Origin of the sequence: Microbispora sp. H10836 (assembly GCF_012999525.1) — a bacterium.
Lineage (GTDB): Bacteria > Actinomycetota > Actinomycetes > Streptosporangiales > Streptosporangiaceae > Microbispora.
The window spans coordinates 699668-714272 of the sequence record NZ_JABBWU010000001.1; the positions used below are offsets into that span (position 1 = coordinate 699668).

Annotated in this window: 18 protein-coding genes; 9 read left to right on the forward strand and 9 right to left on the reverse strand. The window is 72.4% G+C overall.

The annotated features are described in order from the left end of the window. The gene (urtA, locus tag HHX30_RS03270; RefSeq protein ID WP_311922091.1) at nucleotides 1–1197 is read right to left on the reverse strand and encodes an urea ABC transporter substrate-binding protein; all 1197 of its coding nucleotides are present in this window, start codon (nucleotides 1195–1197) and stop codon (nucleotides 1–3) included. A gap of 211 nt (nucleotides 1198–1408) precedes the next feature. On the opposite strand from urtA, the gene HHX30_RS03275 reads away from it, so the two are divergent. The 7 genes from HHX30_RS03275 to HHX30_RS03305 are packed head-to-tail and all read left to right on the forward strand — an operon-like array spanning nucleotide 1409 to nucleotide 6913. Then, complete coding sequence (locus tag HHX30_RS03275) at nucleotides 1409–1711, forward strand: urease subunit gamma (RefSeq protein ID WP_139579487.1); 303 nt, start codon at nucleotides 1409–1411, stop codon at nucleotides 1709–1711. Then, complete coding sequence (locus tag HHX30_RS03280; RefSeq protein WP_169979155.1) at nucleotides 1708–2043, forward strand: urease subunit beta; 336 nt, start codon at nucleotides 1708–1710, stop codon at nucleotides 2041–2043. The genes HHX30_RS03275 and HHX30_RS03280 overlap by 4 nt, the downstream gene beginning before the upstream one ends. After that, a complete protein-coding gene (locus tag HHX30_RS03285) occupies nucleotides 2036–3754 on the forward strand; it encodes an urease subunit alpha (RefSeq protein WP_169979158.1) in 1719 nt (572 codons plus the stop codon). Before HHX30_RS03280 ends, HHX30_RS03285 begins: the two co-directional genes overlap by 8 nt. After that, complete coding sequence (locus tag HHX30_RS03290; RefSeq protein ID WP_169979160.1) at nucleotides 3754–4653, forward strand: urease accessory protein UreF; 900 nt, start codon at nucleotides 3754–3756, stop codon at nucleotides 4651–4653. The genes HHX30_RS03285 and HHX30_RS03290 overlap by 1 nt, the downstream gene beginning before the upstream one ends. A 40-nt stretch (nucleotides 4654–4693) precedes the next feature. Continuing rightward, a complete protein-coding gene (gene ureG, locus HHX30_RS03295) occupies nucleotides 4694–5431 on the forward strand; it encodes an urease accessory protein UreG (RefSeq protein ID WP_169979162.1) in 738 nt (245 codons plus the stop codon). 16 nt (nucleotides 5432–5447) lie between these two features. Continuing rightward, nucleotides 5448–6398 (forward strand): urease accessory protein UreD, encoded by a 951-nt coding sequence (locus HHX30_RS03300; RefSeq protein WP_311922057.1) that lies wholly within the window; start codon nucleotides 5448–5450, stop codon nucleotides 6396–6398. 32 nt (nucleotides 6399–6430) lie between these two features. Beyond that, the gene (locus HHX30_RS03305; RefSeq protein WP_169979164.1) at nucleotides 6431–6913 is read left to right on the forward strand and encodes a hypothetical protein; all 483 of its coding nucleotides are present in this window, start codon (nucleotides 6431–6433) and stop codon (nucleotides 6911–6913) included. Between the two features lie 4 nt (nucleotides 6914–6917). On the opposite strand, the gene era is transcribed toward HHX30_RS03305, so the two are convergent. The 7 genes from era to HHX30_RS03340 all read right to left on the reverse strand — a co-directional run bounded on the left by era (nucleotide 6918) and on the right by HHX30_RS03340 (nucleotide 12406). Further along, nucleotides 6918–7829 (reverse strand): GTPase Era, encoded by a 912-nt coding sequence (era, locus tag HHX30_RS03310; protein ID WP_169979166.1) that lies wholly within the window; start codon nucleotides 7827–7829, stop codon nucleotides 6918–6920. 2 nt (nucleotides 7830–7831) lie between these two features. Further along, nucleotides 7832–8167, reverse strand: coding sequence for a cytidine deaminase (locus tag HHX30_RS03315; RefSeq protein WP_169979168.1), 336 nt, complete (start codon nucleotides 8165–8167; stop codon nucleotides 7832–7834). Continuing rightward, a complete protein-coding gene (locus HHX30_RS03320; protein WP_169979170.1) occupies nucleotides 8164–8823 on the reverse strand; it encodes a hypothetical protein in 660 nt (219 codons plus the stop codon). Before HHX30_RS03320 ends, HHX30_RS03315 begins: the two co-directional genes overlap by 4 nt. Before the next feature lie 277 nt (nucleotides 8824–9100). Next, nucleotides 9101–10396: a hemolysin family protein gene (locus HHX30_RS03325; protein WP_169979172.1), complete on the reverse strand. Its 1296-nt coding sequence runs from the start codon at nucleotides 10394–10396 to the stop codon at nucleotides 9101–9103. Beyond that, complete coding sequence (gene ybeY / locus HHX30_RS03330) at nucleotides 10393–10866, reverse strand: rRNA maturation RNase YbeY (RefSeq protein WP_169979174.1); 474 nt, start codon at nucleotides 10864–10866, stop codon at nucleotides 10393–10395. The genes HHX30_RS03325 and ybeY overlap by 4 nt, the downstream gene beginning before the upstream one ends. Nucleotides 10867–10894: 28 nt before the next feature. Beyond that, on the reverse strand, nucleotides 10895–11917 hold the full coding sequence (locus HHX30_RS03335; protein ID WP_169979176.1) for a PhoH family protein: 1023 nt from the start codon (nucleotides 11915–11917) through the stop codon (nucleotides 10895–10897). A 144-nt stretch (nucleotides 11918–12061) separates the two neighbouring features. Further along, the gene (locus HHX30_RS03340) at nucleotides 12062–12406 is read right to left on the reverse strand and encodes a histidine triad nucleotide-binding protein (protein ID WP_169979178.1); all 345 of its coding nucleotides are present in this window, start codon (nucleotides 12404–12406) and stop codon (nucleotides 12062–12064) included. A gap of 243 nt (nucleotides 12407–12649) precedes the next feature. On the opposite strand from HHX30_RS03340, the gene HHX30_RS03345 reads away from it, so the two are divergent. Beyond that, nucleotides 12650–13129 carry a SigE family RNA polymerase sigma factor gene (locus HHX30_RS03345; protein ID WP_169979796.1) on the forward strand — a complete coding sequence of 160 codons (480 nt, stop codon included), beginning with the start codon at nucleotides 12650–12652 and terminating at the stop codon, nucleotides 13127–13129. Continuing rightward, nucleotides 13126–13791 (forward strand): hypothetical protein, encoded by a 666-nt coding sequence (locus HHX30_RS03350; RefSeq protein ID WP_169979180.1) that lies wholly within the window; start codon nucleotides 13126–13128, stop codon nucleotides 13789–13791. The genes HHX30_RS03345 and HHX30_RS03350 overlap by 4 nt, the downstream gene beginning before the upstream one ends. 24 nt (nucleotides 13792–13815) lie before the next feature. Here HHX30_RS03350 and HHX30_RS03355 read toward each other — a convergent pair whose 3' ends face one another. Further along, complete coding sequence (locus HHX30_RS03355) at nucleotides 13816–14550, reverse strand: 16S rRNA (uracil(1498)-N(3))-methyltransferase (protein WP_169979182.1); 735 nt, start codon at nucleotides 14548–14550, stop codon at nucleotides 13816–13818. Nucleotides 14551–14605 lie beyond the last annotated feature (55 nt).

A 14605-nucleotide genomic window follows, 5' to 3' on the forward strand; every position in this document is an offset into this window, starting at 1 on the left:
TCAGACCAGGCCGCCGGCCCAGGAGTACGTCCTGAGGTAGGGGTCGGGCTTGATCGGCTCGCCGGAGTTCCAGACCTCCTTGATCTGGCCGTCCGGCTGGACGACCCCGATGCGCGCGGTCTTGTAGACGTGCTGGTTGTCGCCGTCGATGGTGACCTTGCCCTCTGGGCGGTCCAGGGACACCCCGCCGGCGGCCTTCTTGACGGCCTCCACGTCGGTGCTCCCGGCCTTCTTGACGGCCTCGGCCCACAGGTGGACGGCGTTGTATCCGGCCTCCATCGGGTCGGAGGTCACCTTGTCGGCGCCGTACTTCGCCTTGAACGCGGCGACGAACTTCTCGTTCGCCGGGGTGTCGGTCGTCTGGTAGTAGTTCCAGGCCACGAGGTGCCCGGCGACGTTGTCGACCCCGATGCCCCTGACCTCCTCCTCGGCCACGGACACCGACATGACCGGCATCTGGTCGGCGCTGATCCCGGTGCTCTTGAGCTGCTTGAAGAACGCGACGTTGCTGTCGCCGTTCAGGGTGTTGAAGACCGCGTCCGGCTTCGCCTCGACGATCTTGTTGACCAGCGTGCTGTACTCGGTGTGCCCGAGCGGGGTGTACTCCTCGCCGAGGACCTCCATCCCGTTCGCCGCGGCGTACGCCTTGATGATTTTGTTCGCGGTTCTCGGGAAGACGTAGTCGCTGCCGACGAGGAAGAGCTTTTTCTTGCCCTTCTCCTTCAGATAGTCGAGCCCGGGGACGATCTGCTGGTTGGTCGTCGCGCCCGTGTAGAAGATGTACGGCGAGCTTTCCAGGCCCTCGTACTGGACCGGATACCACAGCAGCGCCTTGCGCTTCTCGAAGACCGGGAGCATCGCCTTGCGGCTCGCCGACGTCCAGCCGCCGAAGACGGTCGCGACCTTGTCCTGCGCGATGAGCTTGGTGGCCTTCTCCGCGAACGTCGGCCAGTCGGAGGCGCCGTCCTCCACGACGGGCTCCAGCTTCTTGCCCAGCACGCCGCCGGCCGCGTTGACCTCCTCGATCGCGAGCAGCTCGGCGTCCCTGACCGTGACCTCGCTGATGGCCATCGTGCCGCTGAGGGAGTGCAGGATGCCGACTTTTATGGTGTCAGAACCCCCAGATGAGGCAGATGTACCGCTTGTTGAGGACTGCCCGCCGCACGCCGCGAGCGTCGCGGCCGCGAGAGCGAACACCGCTCCGGCACGCCATAATGAGTTCCGCAATTGCCTCTCCTTGCCGCTACGGCCCCCGCGCCGATCCGTCTGCCGTCAAGGTGGGTGCGCGGTATTTCCCGCCGAAATCCCGGGCGTTAACAAGTCATTAGCGAAGGCTCACCGCCGTCCGGATACGCATACGAAATCAGTGGGTAACGCGGGGGAAACCGCGGGTACCTATCGTCCCGCCATGCGGCTCACTCCACACGAACAGGAACGGCTCCTCATCCACGTCGCCGCGGGCGTGGCCCGCGAGCGCAAGGAGCGCGGCCTTCGCCTCAACCATCCGGAGGCGACGGCCCTCATCGCGTCCTTCCTCCTGGAGGGCGCCCGCGACGGCCGTAGCGTCGCCGACCTGATGGACGCCGGCCGCAAGGTCCTGCGGCGCGAGGACGTCATGGAGGGCGTGCCCGAGATGCTGGAGTCCGTCCAGATCGAGGCGACCTTCCCCGACGGCACCAAGCTCGTCACCGTCCACAACCCGATCACATGACGGGCGAGGGCGTGCCGGGCGAGATCCTGTGCGGCGACGGCGACGTGCCGCTGAACCCCGGCAGGGAGCGGATCACCCTGAGAGTCGTCAACACCGCCGACCGGCCGGTGCAGGTCGGGTCGCACTACCACTTCGCCGCGGCCAACCCCGGCCTGGAGTTCGACCGGGAGGCGGCCTGGGGCACCCGCCTCGACATCCCGGCGGGCACCGCGACCAGGTTCGAGCCCGGGGTGGAGCGCGACGTCACGCTGGTCCCGCTCGCGGGGAACCGCGTCGTACCCGGACTGCGCCCCGAGTGGGCCGGTCCCCTCGACGGGAGGACCGATGTCTAGCGTCGAGCGGGCCCACTACGCCGCGCTGTACGGCCCCACCGCGGGCGACCGGGTGCGCCTGGCCGACACCGACCTGTACGTCGAGGTGACCGAGGACCTGTCGATGGGACCCGCCGGGGCGGGCGACGAGGCGGTGTTCGGCGGCGGCAAGGTCATCCGCGAGTCGATGGGGCAGGCGCGCACCACGAGCGCGGAGGGCGCGGCCGACCTGGTCATCACCGGCGCGGTGATCCTCGACCACTGGGGGATCGTCAAGGCCGACATCGGCGTCCGCGACGGCCGGATCACCGCGATCGGCAAGGCCGGCAACCCCGACACGATGGACGGCGTCCACCCGGACCTCGTCATCGGCCCGTCCACGGAGATCCTCGCGGCCAACGGCAAGATCGTCACCGCGGGCGCGGTCGACACCCACGTCCACCTGATCTGCCCGCAGATCCTCGACGAGGCGCTCGCCTCGGGCGTGACCACGGTCGTCGGCGGCGGCACAGGACCCGCCGAGGGCACGAAGGCCACCACCGTGACCGGGACCTGGTATCTCGGCCGGATGCTGGAGTCCCTGGACTCCTACCCGGTGAACGTGGCCCTGCTCGGCAAGGGCAACACGGTCAGCGAGGAGGGGCTGCTCGAACAACTGAGGGCCGGGGCGTCGGGCTTCAAGCTGCACGAGGACTGGGGCGCCACCCCCGCCGTCATCGACGCCTGCCTGCGGGTCTGCGACGCCACCGGGGTGCAGGTCGCCATCCACACCGACACGCTCAACGAGGCCGGCTTCGTGGAGTCGACCCTGCGGGCCATCGGAGGGCGGGCCATCCACGCCTACCACACCGAGGGCGCCGGAGGCGGCCACGCCCCGGACATCATCACCGTGGCCTCCCACGCCAACGTGCTGCCCTCGTCCACGAACCCGACGAGGCCGCACACGGTCAACACGCACCACGAGCACCTGGACATGCTCATGGTGTGCCACCACCTCAACCCCGCCATCCCGGAGGACCTGGCCTTCGCCGAGTCGCGGATCCGGCCGACGACGATGGCGGCCGAGGACGTCCTGCACGACATGGGCGCGATCTCGATGATCGGCTCGGACTCCCAGGCCATGGGCCGGGTCGGTGAGACGATCATCCGTACGTGGCAGACGGCGCACGTGATGAAGCGGCGCCGCGGGCCGCTGCCGGGCGACGGCCCCGCCGACAACCTCCGCGCCCGCCGGTACGTGGCGAAGTACACGATCAACCCGGCGATCGCCCACGGGCTGGACGCGGAGATCGGGTCGGTGGAGCCCGGCAAGCTCGCCGACCTCGTGCTGTGGAGCCCGGCCTTCTTCGGGGTCAAGCCCGACCTCGTCGTCAAGGGCGGCGTCATCGCGTACGCCCAGATGGGCGACGCGAACGCGTCGATCCCGACGCCGCAGCCCGTGCTCCCCCGCCCCATGTTCGGCGCGGCCCCGGTCACCGCCGCCGCGACCTCGCTGCACTTCGTGGCGCCGCTCGCGCTGGAGGACGGCCTGGCCGGCCGTCTCGCCGTCGGCAGGCGGCTGGTCCCGGTGGCCGACGTCCGCGCCCGGCGCAAGCACGCGATGCCGCTCAACGACGCCCTGCCGGACATCCGGGTGGATCCCGACACCTTCGCCGTACGCGTGGACGGCGAGCTGATCGAACCCGCCCCGGCCGAGTCGCTGCCGATGGCGCAGCGCTACTTCCTCTTCTGATGTCCGCCGTGAAGGGGGACGCGGCGCTGCTGCTGCTGGCCGACTCCCGGCTGCCGGCGGGCGGGCACGCGCACTCGGGCGGCGTGGAGGAGGCCGTGCGGCTGGGCGCCGTCACCGGCACCGGCGACCTGGCGCGGTTCCTGCGCGGCAGGCTCGCCACCTCCGGCCTCGTCACCGCCGCGCTCGCCGCCGCCGCGTGCGAGCTGGCGGTCTCCGAGGTCGTCCTGGTAACCGACTCCGAGACCGGCTCCGGGACCGCCGCGCAATCGGCCCCCGGAGCCGCGGCCGGCGGTGGTGCCGATACCGGTGCCGGTGCCATGGGCGAGCCGGCGGCGCTGTGGCGGCGGTTGGACGCCGAGGCCGACGCCCGGACCGCCTCACCCGCCCAGCGGGAGGCCTCGCGCACCCAGGGGCGGCTCCTGCTGCGCACGGCCCGCCGGATGTGGCCTGCGGCCGCGTTGGACGTGCTCGCGCGAGCGGTGCCTGAGGGCCCGCACCATCCGGTCGCGCTCGGCGCGGTCGCGGCCTCCGCGGGCTGCGAGCCCCTCCAGGCCGCGCTGGCCGCCGCCTACGCCGCGATCACCGGCCCGGCCACGGCCGCGGTGCGGCTCCTCGGCCTCGACCCGGTCGCCGTCCATCGCCTGCTCGCCGACCTCGCGCCCGCGCTCGACGAGACGGCCCACGCCGCCTGTACGTCGCTCGCGGGCGCCGTCCCGCTCGACGAGGAGCCGTACGAGGAGCCCGGCGAAGAGCCCGGCGAGGAGCCGGACGAGCGCGGCACGGGACGGCACGCGGGATGGCGGGCGGCGTGGGGGGCGCTGCCCGGGCACGGCGCGCCCGCGCTCGACCTCCTGGCGGAGGGACACCTGACCAACCCGGCCAAGCTCTTCGTCTCCTGACCTCCCACCCAGGCATCGCACGAGAAAGACGAGGTTCCCCATGGGCGCTCACCACGACGACCTCCACGACCCGGCCGAACCGCACGGGCGGGCGCTCCGCCTGGGCATCGGCGGGCCGGTCGGCAGCGGCAAGACCGCCCTGGTTGCGGCGCTGTGCCGCAGTCTCGGGCCGACCCTGCGGCTCGGGGTCGTGACCAACGACATCTACACCACCGAGGACGCCGACTTCCTGCGCCGCGCGGGGGTCGTCGACCCCGGCCGCATCCTCGCCGTGCAGACCGGCTGCTGCCCGCACACCGCCATCCGCGACGACATCGCGGCCAACCTGGACGCCGTCGAGACGCTGGAAGAGCGATTCGGGCCGCTCGACCTCGTCATCGTCGAGAGCGGCGGCGACAACCTCACCGCCACCTTCAGCCGGGGCCTGGCCGACCGGCAGATCTTCGTGCTCGACGTGTCGGGCGGCGACAAGGTGCCGCGCAAGGGCGGGCCGGGGGTGACCTCGGCCGACCTGCTCGTGGTCAACAAGACCGACCTCGCGCCGATGGTCGGCGCCGATCTGACCGTGATGTCCCGCGACGCGGCGGCCGTACGGGACGGCAAACCGGTGTTGTTCACCTCGATCAGGGAGGACAGGTCCGCGCACACCGTCGCGGAGTGGGTGGTGACCATGGTCGACGCCTGGCGACGCGAGCACGGGGAACCGCACCACCACACCGCCCACAGTGGCTCCCACGGCGGCTCCCACGCTGGCCCCCACCCGGCCACGGCGCCCTGACATGGCATCCGGCGCCGTGACCGCGCGAGCGGTGATCCGCACCGAGGCCGCGGGCGGAGGCCGGACCCGGCTGGAGACGCTCCGCTCCGACCCGCCGCTGACGCTGCGGCAGACCGGGCCCCGGCGGGTGCACCTCGTCTCGACGGGCGCGGGCCCGCTGCGCGGGGACCGCCTCGACCTCGCCGTGGACGTCGCCCCCGGCACCTCACTGGAGGTCCGCTCGGTGGCCGCCACGCTGGTGCTGCCCGGCCTCGCGGACACCCCCTCGGTCATGGTCGTACGGGCGCGGGTCGGGGCGGGCGCCGCCCTGCGTTTCTCCCCCGAGCCGACCGTCCTCGCCGCCGGATGCGCCCACCGTCTCGTCGTACGGCTCTCGCTCGCCGAGGACGCCACGGTCTTCTGGCGGGAGGAGATCGTGTTCGGGCGGCACGGCGAACGGCCGGGGCGCGGCCACGCGCGGTTCGACGCGACCGTGGCCGGGCGGCCTCTGCTCCGCCAGGATCTCCTGATCGGCGAGGATGCCGTGGACGGCAGCCCGGCCGTCTACGGGGATGCCCGGTGCGTCGGCTCGACCCTCCTCGCGGGCCCCGCCTGGGCTCCGCCCGCCGAACTGGACGCCGAGCCGGACGCCGAGCGGGAGCGGCGGGCCGTCCTGGGAGACGGCTGGGCGGCCCTGCCCCTGGCCGGCCCCGGCGTGCAGGTCTGCGCGCTCGGCGCGGACGCCGTCCAGCTGAGGAAACGGCTGCGGCGCGGCGAGGAGGCCGCGGGCGCCCCGCCACCCGGGCCGCCGGCCGCCGCACGGGCCGCCGCACCGCCCGGGCGACCCGCCGCCGCCCAGACCGTCGCGGCGTCCGGCGCATTCGCCGCCGCACACCCCGTTCCACCGGCCGGGCCACTCGCCGCCGCACACCCCGTCCGACCGCCGGCGCGCCCCTTCACCACGCCGGCCGACGGTGGCCGGGGCTGAAACCTGCCGCCCCGCGCCGTAGCCTGGTGATCGTGTCGGAACCCACGCAGCACCCCGGCAGGCCGCGGCGAGGCACCAGCGTGGCCGGCGTCCTGCGCGCCGCCGGCGTGTTCGTCGCGGGGTTCACGCTGGCCGTGACCGCGCTGCTCCCGTGGGCCGGCCTCACCGCCGAGTTCGGCATCCTCGACGCGTCGCTCACGCACGCCGTGCGCGGCGTGGACGCGGGCTCCGGCTGGGTCGTGCTGGGCGCCGGGGTCACGGCCATGCTGCTCGGCGTGCTCGGCGCGGCGCGAAACTGGCTGTTCACCGGGCTGGCGATCCTGCCCGGTGCGGTGGCCGCCTTCGCGCTGGCCATGTTCCTCGCCGACCCGCGCGACCTCGTGGGCCGGCTCGACTTCCAGGTCTCCGGGCTGCTGCGGGTGCACCCCACGATCCAGTACGGCTGGTTCGCCGGCCTGCTGGCCTCGGTCGCGCTGGCCGTCCTGGCCGCCACCGCGCTGCTGCGCCGCCGGTGACCCGTCAGTCGTAGAAGCCGAGCCGCCGCAGCTGCTTGGGGTCGCGCTGCCACTCCTTGGCGACCTTCACCCGCAGGTCGAGGTAGATCCGGGTGCCGAGGAGCGCCTCGATCTGCTGCCGGGCGCGGGTGCCCACGTCCTTGAGCCTCGCGCCGCCCGGGCCGATCACGATCGCCTTCTGCGAGGGCCGCTCGACGAACATGTGGGCGTACACGTCGAGGAGGTCGTCACGGCCCTCCCGGGGAGTCATCTCCTCCACGACCACCGCGATCGAGTGGGGCAGTTCGTCCCGCACACCCTCAAGCGCGGCCTCCCGGATCAGCTCGGCGACCAGCACCTGCTCCGGCTCGTCGGTCAGCTCCCCGCCGGCGTACAGCGGGGGCGATTCAGGCAGCCGCTTGACGAGCACGTCGGCGAGGACCTCGAGCTGTTCGCCCCCCTGCGCGGACACCGGAACGATCTCCGCGAACTCGGCCAGCGCGGACACCGCCAGAAGCTGGTGCGCGATCTGCTCGCGGGTGGCCAGGTCGCACTTGGTGACGACCGCCACCACCGGGGTCTTCTTGACGGCCGCGAGCTTTTCGACGATGAACCGGTCGCCCTTGCCGATCGGCTCGTTGGCCGGGACGCAGAACCCGATGACGTCGACCTCGGTGAGCGTGGACAGCACCAGGCTGTCGAGCCGCTCCCCCAGGAGCGTGCGGGGACGGTGGAAGCCGGGGGTGTCCACGATCACCAACTGGGCGTCCGGCCGGTGGACGATGCCGCGGATGGCCCGGCGCGTCGTCTGCGGCTTGGACGAGGTGATCGCCACCTTGGTGCCGACCAAGGCGTTCATCAGCGTCGACTTGCCGACGTTGGGCCTGCCGACGAAGCAGGCGAAGCCCGCCCGGAAACCGCTCGGTTCGGCGTTCATCGTCAGATGTACCGGCCCTTCAGCGAGCCGTCCGGAGCGGCCAGGAAGAGCGTGCCGTTCCCCATGTCCTCGATGACGGCCAGGTCCGGCTCCGCCGGGTCGTCGGCCTCGGTGACCACCGCGGCCGCCTCCAGGGACTTCGCCCCGCTGGACACGGCCATGGCCACGGCCGCCTGCAGGGCCGATAGCCGGAGCGAGGGCAACTCTACCGTGGTCGCGGCGTACGTCCGGCCGGTCTCGTCGCGCACCGCGGCGCCCTCGGGAGCGCCGCCGCGCGCCCGCGTCGACCTGGCCAGCGTAATGATCTTGTTGTCCTCGGGGTCCAGCGTCTCTGTCACGCGTCAAGCGTACCGACCTCGCGGACGAGCAGCCGTGTCAGTTCGGCCGTACGGGCCGGGTCGGGCGGGGTCAGGCCCGCGTGCACGAGCGCTATCAGCGTGTGGCCGGAGCGGGCGACGACCAGGTGCATGCGGTAGGGGTAGCCGCCGACCCGGCCGGCGAGGGCACGGGCGGCCGCGTCCGCGCCGCCGATTCCGGCCGGCGGAGTCCGCGTGGCCGCCAGGCGGTCGTACGGCGTGCCGGCGTCGGCCGTCGCGCAGTGGGCGAGGGCGTCACGGAGCGCGGCGAGATGTCCGGCCGCCTCGTCGCCGTCGTAGACGGCGACGCCGACCCCGGCGAGCTCGCCGGCGTGCGCGCCCTGGTAGGTGGCGGCGGCCGTGCCGCTGAGCCCCTCGCGCGGGAGCCTGCCCGCGGCCGCGTCGAACAGCAGACGGCAGGCGCGGGCTCGGGGTCGGAACGGCGGGCGCCAGGGCGCCCGCGCGTGGCTGAAGAACGTGTCGGGAAGGGCGTCCATCCTGCCGAGCAGGGTCCGCACACCGCTCGCGTCGCCCGTCTTTCCGGGGGGCCGGACGGCGGCGTAGGTGACCGCGCCCGTGCCGCAGCCGCCGGTGGCCAGGACCAGGCAGCCCGCGACGGCCGCGTGGACGATCCGCATACCCGCCTCCCCGCTTTGCCGGAGGTTTCCTTCCCCCTGCCGCGTACGGGTAATCACATTGCGTAATCGAAACGGGGCCCTCACCCTGAGCCGGGTGAGAGCCCCGCGTCGATGTACGGATCCCCCAAGGGAGGCTCCGGTGCGCCGCGAACCCCTCCCGGCGCGCCGGACTCCCCAATGAGGCGCCCCGAACCCCTTCTGAGCGCCTGGGACAACAGTGGCTCAGCGCACTTGCAGCACGCTTGAAGGACGCTTGCAGAGGCCGGACGGCGCGTCGTCACTCGTGGCCGGCGTCGGCCGCCACGACCTCGTCGCCCGTCGCGGGCTCCTCGCGGCGCACGACGACGGTGCTGATCCGGTTGCGGCGTCCCGCCAGGTTCTCGGCCGTCAGGCGCAGGCCCCCGACGACCGCCTCCGAGCCCGCGATCGGCACCCGGCCCAGGGCGTGCGCCAGCAGGCCGCCGACCGTGTCGACGTCCTCGACCTCGATCTCGGTGCCGAACAGCTCGCCGAGCTCGTCGACCGGAAGCCGCGCGGTCACCCGCACCGCCCCGTCGTCCAGCCACTCGACCCGCGGGGCCTCCTGGTCGTACTCGTCGGCGATCTCGCCGACGATCTCCTCGATGACGTCCTCGATGGTGACAAGGCCGGCGGTGCCGCCGTACTCGTCGATGACGATGGCGAGGTGGATCTGCCGCGCCTGCATCTCGCGCAGCAGCTCGTCGATCGGCTTGCTCTCCGGAACGTACGTCGCGGGACGCATCAGCTCGTCCACGCGGACGCCGCCGTCGCCCGTGTCCTGGATGCGGCGGACGATGTCCTTGAGATAGGCGATGCCCACCACGTCGTCCTCGTTCTCCCCGGCCACCGGGACGCGGGAGAACCCGCTGCGCAGGGCGAGCGAGAGCGCCTGGTCGAGCGTCTTGCCGCGCTCGATGAACACCATGTCGGTGCGCGGCACCATCACCTCCCGCACCAGCGTGTCGCCCAGCTCGAAGACCGAGTGGATCATCTCCCGCTCGTCGGGCTCGATGACCCTGCGCTGCTCGGCCAGATCGACGAGGTCGCGCAGCTCGGCCTCGGAGGTGAACGGGCCCTCGCGGAAGCCCTTGCCGGGAGTGAGCGCGTTGCCCAGCAGGATCAGCAGCTCGGGCAGCGGGCCGAAGATCCGGGTCAGCCCGTACACGATGGGCGCGCTCGCCAGCGCGACCGGCTCGGCGTGCTGGCGGCCGAGCGTACGCGGCATGACCCCGACGATGACGTAGCTCACCAGGATCATGACCACGGCCGCCCCGGCGTACGCCTGTCCGCGGTCGCCCAGCCAGTCGATGAACAGCAGCGTCGTGATGACCGTGGCGACGAGCTCACAGCTCAGGCGTAGCAGGAGCACCAGGTTGAGGTAGCGCGGCGGATCGGCGACGATCGCCTGCAGTCGCACCCCGCCGCGCCGGCCCTCCTTGACGAACTCCTCCGCGCGCACCCTGGAGATGCGGGTCAGCGCCGTCTCCGCGCTCGCCAGCAGGCCGCCGGCCACGATCAGGAAGACGGCGGAGAGTAGCCAGCCGTTGGTCACGGCTTACGCCGCACCTCCCGCCAGGCGCCGAGTATCTCGTCCTGCAGCCCGAACATCTCGGCGTGCTCCTCGGGCTCGGCGTGGTCGTAGCCGAGCAGGTGCAGGATGCCGTGCGTGCACAACAGCTCCAGCTCGTCCTGCGCGCCGTGCCCGGCCTCGGCGGCCTGCTTGGCCGCCACCTGCGGGCACAGCACCACGTCTCCGAGCAGCGCCGGGTCGGGGGCGTCGTCCTCGTCCCTGCCGCCAGAGTTGGGCCGCAGCTCGTCCATGGGGAAGGCCAGCACGTCGGTCGGGCCGGGCTCCCCCATCCACTGCTCGTGCAGCTCGGCCATCGCCGCCTCGTCGATCACCAGGATCGACAGCTCGGCCAGCGGGTTGATCCCCATCCGGCCCAGGACGTGCCCGGCCAGCTCGACCAGAGCCGACTCGTCGACCTCGACGCCGGACTCGTTGGCCACCTCGATGCTCACGGGGTCTCCTCACCCGTCATGCCGGTGCTCACCGCCGGTTGTTCCGCGGCCGCTTGTTGATCGCGCGCGGCTCCGAGGCCATCGCGGCGTCGTAACGGCCGTAGGCGTCGACGATGTCGCTCACCAGCTTGTGCCGTACGACGTCGGCGCTGGTCAGCCTGCTGAAATGGATGTCCTCGATGCCCTCGAGGATGTGCTGGACGACCTTCAGGCCGCTGTCCTGGCCGCCCGGCAGGTCGATCTGCGTGACGTCGCCGGTGACCACGATCTTCGAATTGAAGCCGAGCCGGGTCAGGAACATCTTCATCTGCTCGGGCGAGGTGTTCTGCGCCTCGTCCAGGATGATGAAGGCGTCGTTGAGGGTCCGGCCCCGCATGTAGGCGAGCGGCGCGACCTCGATCGTCCCGGCCGACATCAGTCGGGGGATCGAGTCGGGGTCGAGCATGTCGTGCAGCGCGTCGTACAGCGGCCGCAGGTACGGGTCGATCTTCTCGTAGAGCGTGCCGGGCAGGAAGCCGAGCCGCTCCCCCGCCTCGACGGCGGGGCGGGTGAGGATGATCCGGTTGACCCGCTTGTTCTGCAGGGCCTTCACGGCCTTCGCCATCGCCAGGTACGTCTTGCCGGTGCCGGCGGGCCCGATGCCGAAGACGATGGTGTGCCTGTCGATCGCGTCGACGTACCGCTTCTGGTTGACCGTCTTCGGGCGGATGGTACGGCCCCGCGCGGACAGGATGTCCAGGGACAGGACCTCGGCCGGACGGTCGGTGGCCTGCCGCAGCATGTGGATGCTGCGCTCGACCGCGTCGGGGGACAGCTCGGCACCCGAGCCGACCAGCTCCACCAGCTCCTCGAAGAGGCGCACGACGACGCCGCTCTCCTCCGGACTGCCGGTGATCGTGATCTCGTTGCCCCGCACGTGGATGTCGGCGCTGAAGGCGCCCTCGATGACCCGCAGCAGCTCGTCACCCGACCCGAGGAGGCTGACCATCGGCTGCCCCTCGGGGATGACTACCTTGGCCTGGGTCTTGCTGATTTGCTGTGACTCGGACATGGGCGGCCCTTGCGGCCCTGATCGCCTCCCTAGTTCCCTCCCATGTTAGTGCCCTCCCCCCAATCTTCGCCCCGTCGCGTCGCCCAGAGCGGCACCTCGCCGCGTCGTCGCCCCATCCGCGAGGATTCCTCACAGGATCGGAGCTCAGCCGGGGGGCCAGGTGAGGCTCCGGCCGCCGATTACATGCGCGTGGACGTGGAAGACGGTCTGCCCCGCGCCGGGTCCCGTGTTGAACACGATGCGGTAGCCGGTCTCGGCCACGCCCTCCTGCACGGCGACCGCGTGGCAGGTCTTGAGCAGGTCGTCGGCCAGGCCGTCGTCGGCCGCCGCGAGCACGGCGGCGTTCTCGTGATGGGCCTTGGGCACGACGAGGACGTGCGTGGGAGCCTGCGGGTTGATGTCGCGGAAGGCCAGCGCGCGCCCGGCCTCCAGAACGATGTCCGCCGGGACCTCCTTGGCCACGATCTTGCAGAAGAGGCAGTCACTCACGCGCGAAAGCCTAGCCGTCGCGTTAGTTGTCGACCGCAAAGATCCCCCCAGCTAATGTGAGTGTGCGAGACTGCACCAGAAAACCCCCCTAGTGTCGGGCGAGGACACCGCTGGGCCATGCCCCCTCATGATTCGGAAGAACGTAAACCCCCCGGGGATGACGAGCGTCCTATCGATGTGACCACCGAGACCCTCGTGGCCGACAGGTCGTTGGGGACGGTGCCCGTCGGGTGGGATGCCGACATGGCCGTGACGGCGCTCTACAGCGCTCATTATCGGTCATTGGTGCGTCTCGCCGTGCTGCTGGTGCGTGATGTGTCCAGCGCGGAAGAGGTCGTTCAGGACGCGTTCGTCGCCATCCACGGCGCCTGGCGCAGGCTGAGGGACACCGACAAGGCACTGGCCTACCTTCGCCAATCGGTCGTGAACCGATCGCGTTCCGTGCTGCGGCACCGCGCGGTCGTCGAGAAGTACGCGCCCAAGGGCCTGCCGGACGCGCCGAGCGCGGAGAACGGCGCGATCGGTGAACTCGAGCGTTCGGCCGTCATCGAGGCGCTGCGCGGCTTACCGACCCGCCAGCGCGAGGCGCTGGTGCTGCGATACTACGGCGACCTGTCGGAGGCCGAGATCGCGCACGCGATGGGGATCAGCAAGGGCGCGGTGAAGAGTCACACGGCCCGCGGCATGGCCGCACTACGGATGGCACTGGAGCAGTTCTCATGACCTTCCCGCCCGACGACGAGTACGGCGAGTTGCTCCGCCGTGCCCTGCGCGCGGAGGCGGACGCGGTCGTGCCGTCTCCCGATGGACTCGAGATCATCCGCGGGCGGATCGACCAGCGCGGTCTGCGCGGCCTGCGGAACATGCTGTGGTGGCGCGTCGGAGCGGCCGTCGCCGGGGCCGTGCTCGTGGCGGGCGTGGTCGTGGCGGTCGTCCCCGGCCTGCGCGACCAGGTGGCGCAGTCGACGGGCATCTCCCCCGCCGGCGGCGAGCGCGAGGACAGGACGGACACCTCGTCGGTGAACCGGCCGCCCAACCCGGAGCCCTCACAGCCGCTCGTGATCGTGCCCGTCACGCCGAGCCCGTCGCACGGGCGGCCGAGCCCGCCCCCGACGCACAAGACGGGCGCGACCACCAGGCCGTCGCCGTCGCCGTCCGACCCCTGCGTCACGCCCACGACGCAGGAAGGCGTCGTCGAGCCCGACGCGACCCTGCCCCCGTCGTGCTCACCGGCGCCGGTGACGCAGCCGCCCACGGTCGCGCCCACGGTCTCGGCCCGCCCCTCGACGGCTCCGCCCATGACGTCCGTCCCGTCGTCGGCTCCGAGCCCGGCGCCGACGGAGACGGCCACGCTCGACTCGGCGAGCGAGACGCCCACTCCCTGACCGGCCCGCCGCCGCGGGCAGCCGTCACCAGCGGCCGCAGCGGGACAGCAGGACGGCCGCCGCCGCCACACCCGCCGTCGAGGTGCGCAGCACCGTGGGCCCCAGCAGGGCCGGTACGGCTCCCGCCTCCCGGAACGCGGCGATCTCCTCCTCGGCGACGCCGCCCTCCGGGCCGACGATCATCACGATGTCGCCCGGCTGCTCCGGCAGCGGCAGGCGGCTCAGCGGCTCGGCGGCCTCCTCGTGCAGCACGACCGCGAGCGCCGCCGCCGAGGCGAGCGAGCGGACCTGCGCGGTCGTGGCCTGCTCGGTGACCTCGGGCAGGTGGAAGCGACGGGCCTGCTTGGCCGCCTCGCGGGCCGTGGCGCGCCAGCGGGCGAGGGACTTGGCGGCCCGGTCGCCCTTCCACTGGGTGACGCAGCGGGCGGCGGCCCACGGGACGATCACGTCGACCCCGGCCTCGGTCATCATCTCGACCGCGAGCTCGCCCCGGTCGCCCTTGGGCAGGCCCTGCACGACCACCAGCCTCGGCCGGGGCGGCGGTACCTCGAACCGGCGCCGCACCTCGGCGGTCAGCGAGTCCTTGCCCGCCGCCGTGACCGTGCACTCGGCCACCCGCCCCGCGCCGTCGGTCAGGTCGATCCGCTCCCCCGGGCGCAGGCGGCGTACGGCGGCGGCGTGCCGGCCCTCCGGTCCGTCCAGGACGATGGTGTCCGCCGTCCGGCCGGCCGCGTCCGACAGGAACACAGGAACACTCATGCCGCCTCCTCGCCTGGCGGCTCGAAGTCGCATGAGCGAAACACCCTGTGCCTAT

What these genes read in the sequence shown, in the direction of transcription:
- HHX30_RS03275 (WP_139579487.1), top strand. Translation starts at nt 1,409, where the DNA reads ATGCGGCTCACTCCACACGAACAGGAACGGCTCCTCATCCACGTCGCC.
- HHX30_RS03280 (WP_169979155.1), top strand. Translation starts at nt 1,708, where the DNA reads ATGACGGGCGAGGGCGTGCCGGGCGAGATCCTGTGCGGCGACGGCGAC.
- HHX30_RS03285 (WP_169979158.1), top strand. Translation starts at nt 2,036, where the DNA reads ATGTCTAGCGTCGAGCGGGCCCACTACGCCGCGCTGTACGGCCCCACC.
- HHX30_RS03290 (WP_169979160.1), top strand. Translation starts at nt 3,754, where the DNA reads ATGTCCGCCGTGAAGGGGGACGCGGCGCTGCTGCTGCTGGCCGACTCC.
- ureG (WP_169979162.1), top strand. Translation starts at nt 4,694, where the DNA reads ATGGGCGCTCACCACGACGACCTCCACGACCCGGCCGAACCGCACGGG.
- era (WP_169979166.1), bottom strand. Translation starts at nt 7,829, where the DNA reads ATGAACGCCGAACCGAGCGGTTTCCGGGCGGGCTTCGCCTGCTTCGTC.
- HHX30_RS03320 (WP_169979170.1), bottom strand. Translation starts at nt 8,823, where the DNA reads ATGCGGATCGTCCACGCGGCCGTCGCGGGCTGCCTGGTCCTGGCCACC.
- HHX30_RS03335 (WP_169979176.1), bottom strand. Translation starts at nt 11,917, where the DNA reads ATGTCCGAGTCACAGCAAATCAGCAAGACCCAGGCCAAGGTAGTCATC.
- HHX30_RS03345 (WP_169979796.1), top strand. Translation starts at nt 12,650, where the DNA reads ATGGCCGTGACGGCGCTCTACAGCGCTCATTATCGGTCATTGGTGCGT.
- HHX30_RS03350 (WP_169979180.1), top strand. Translation starts at nt 13,126, where the DNA reads ATGACCTTCCCGCCCGACGACGAGTACGGCGAGTTGCTCCGCCGTGCC.
- HHX30_RS03355 (WP_169979182.1), bottom strand. Translation starts at nt 14,550, where the DNA reads ATGAGTGTTCCTGTGTTCCTGTCGGACGCGGCCGGCCGGACGGCGGAC.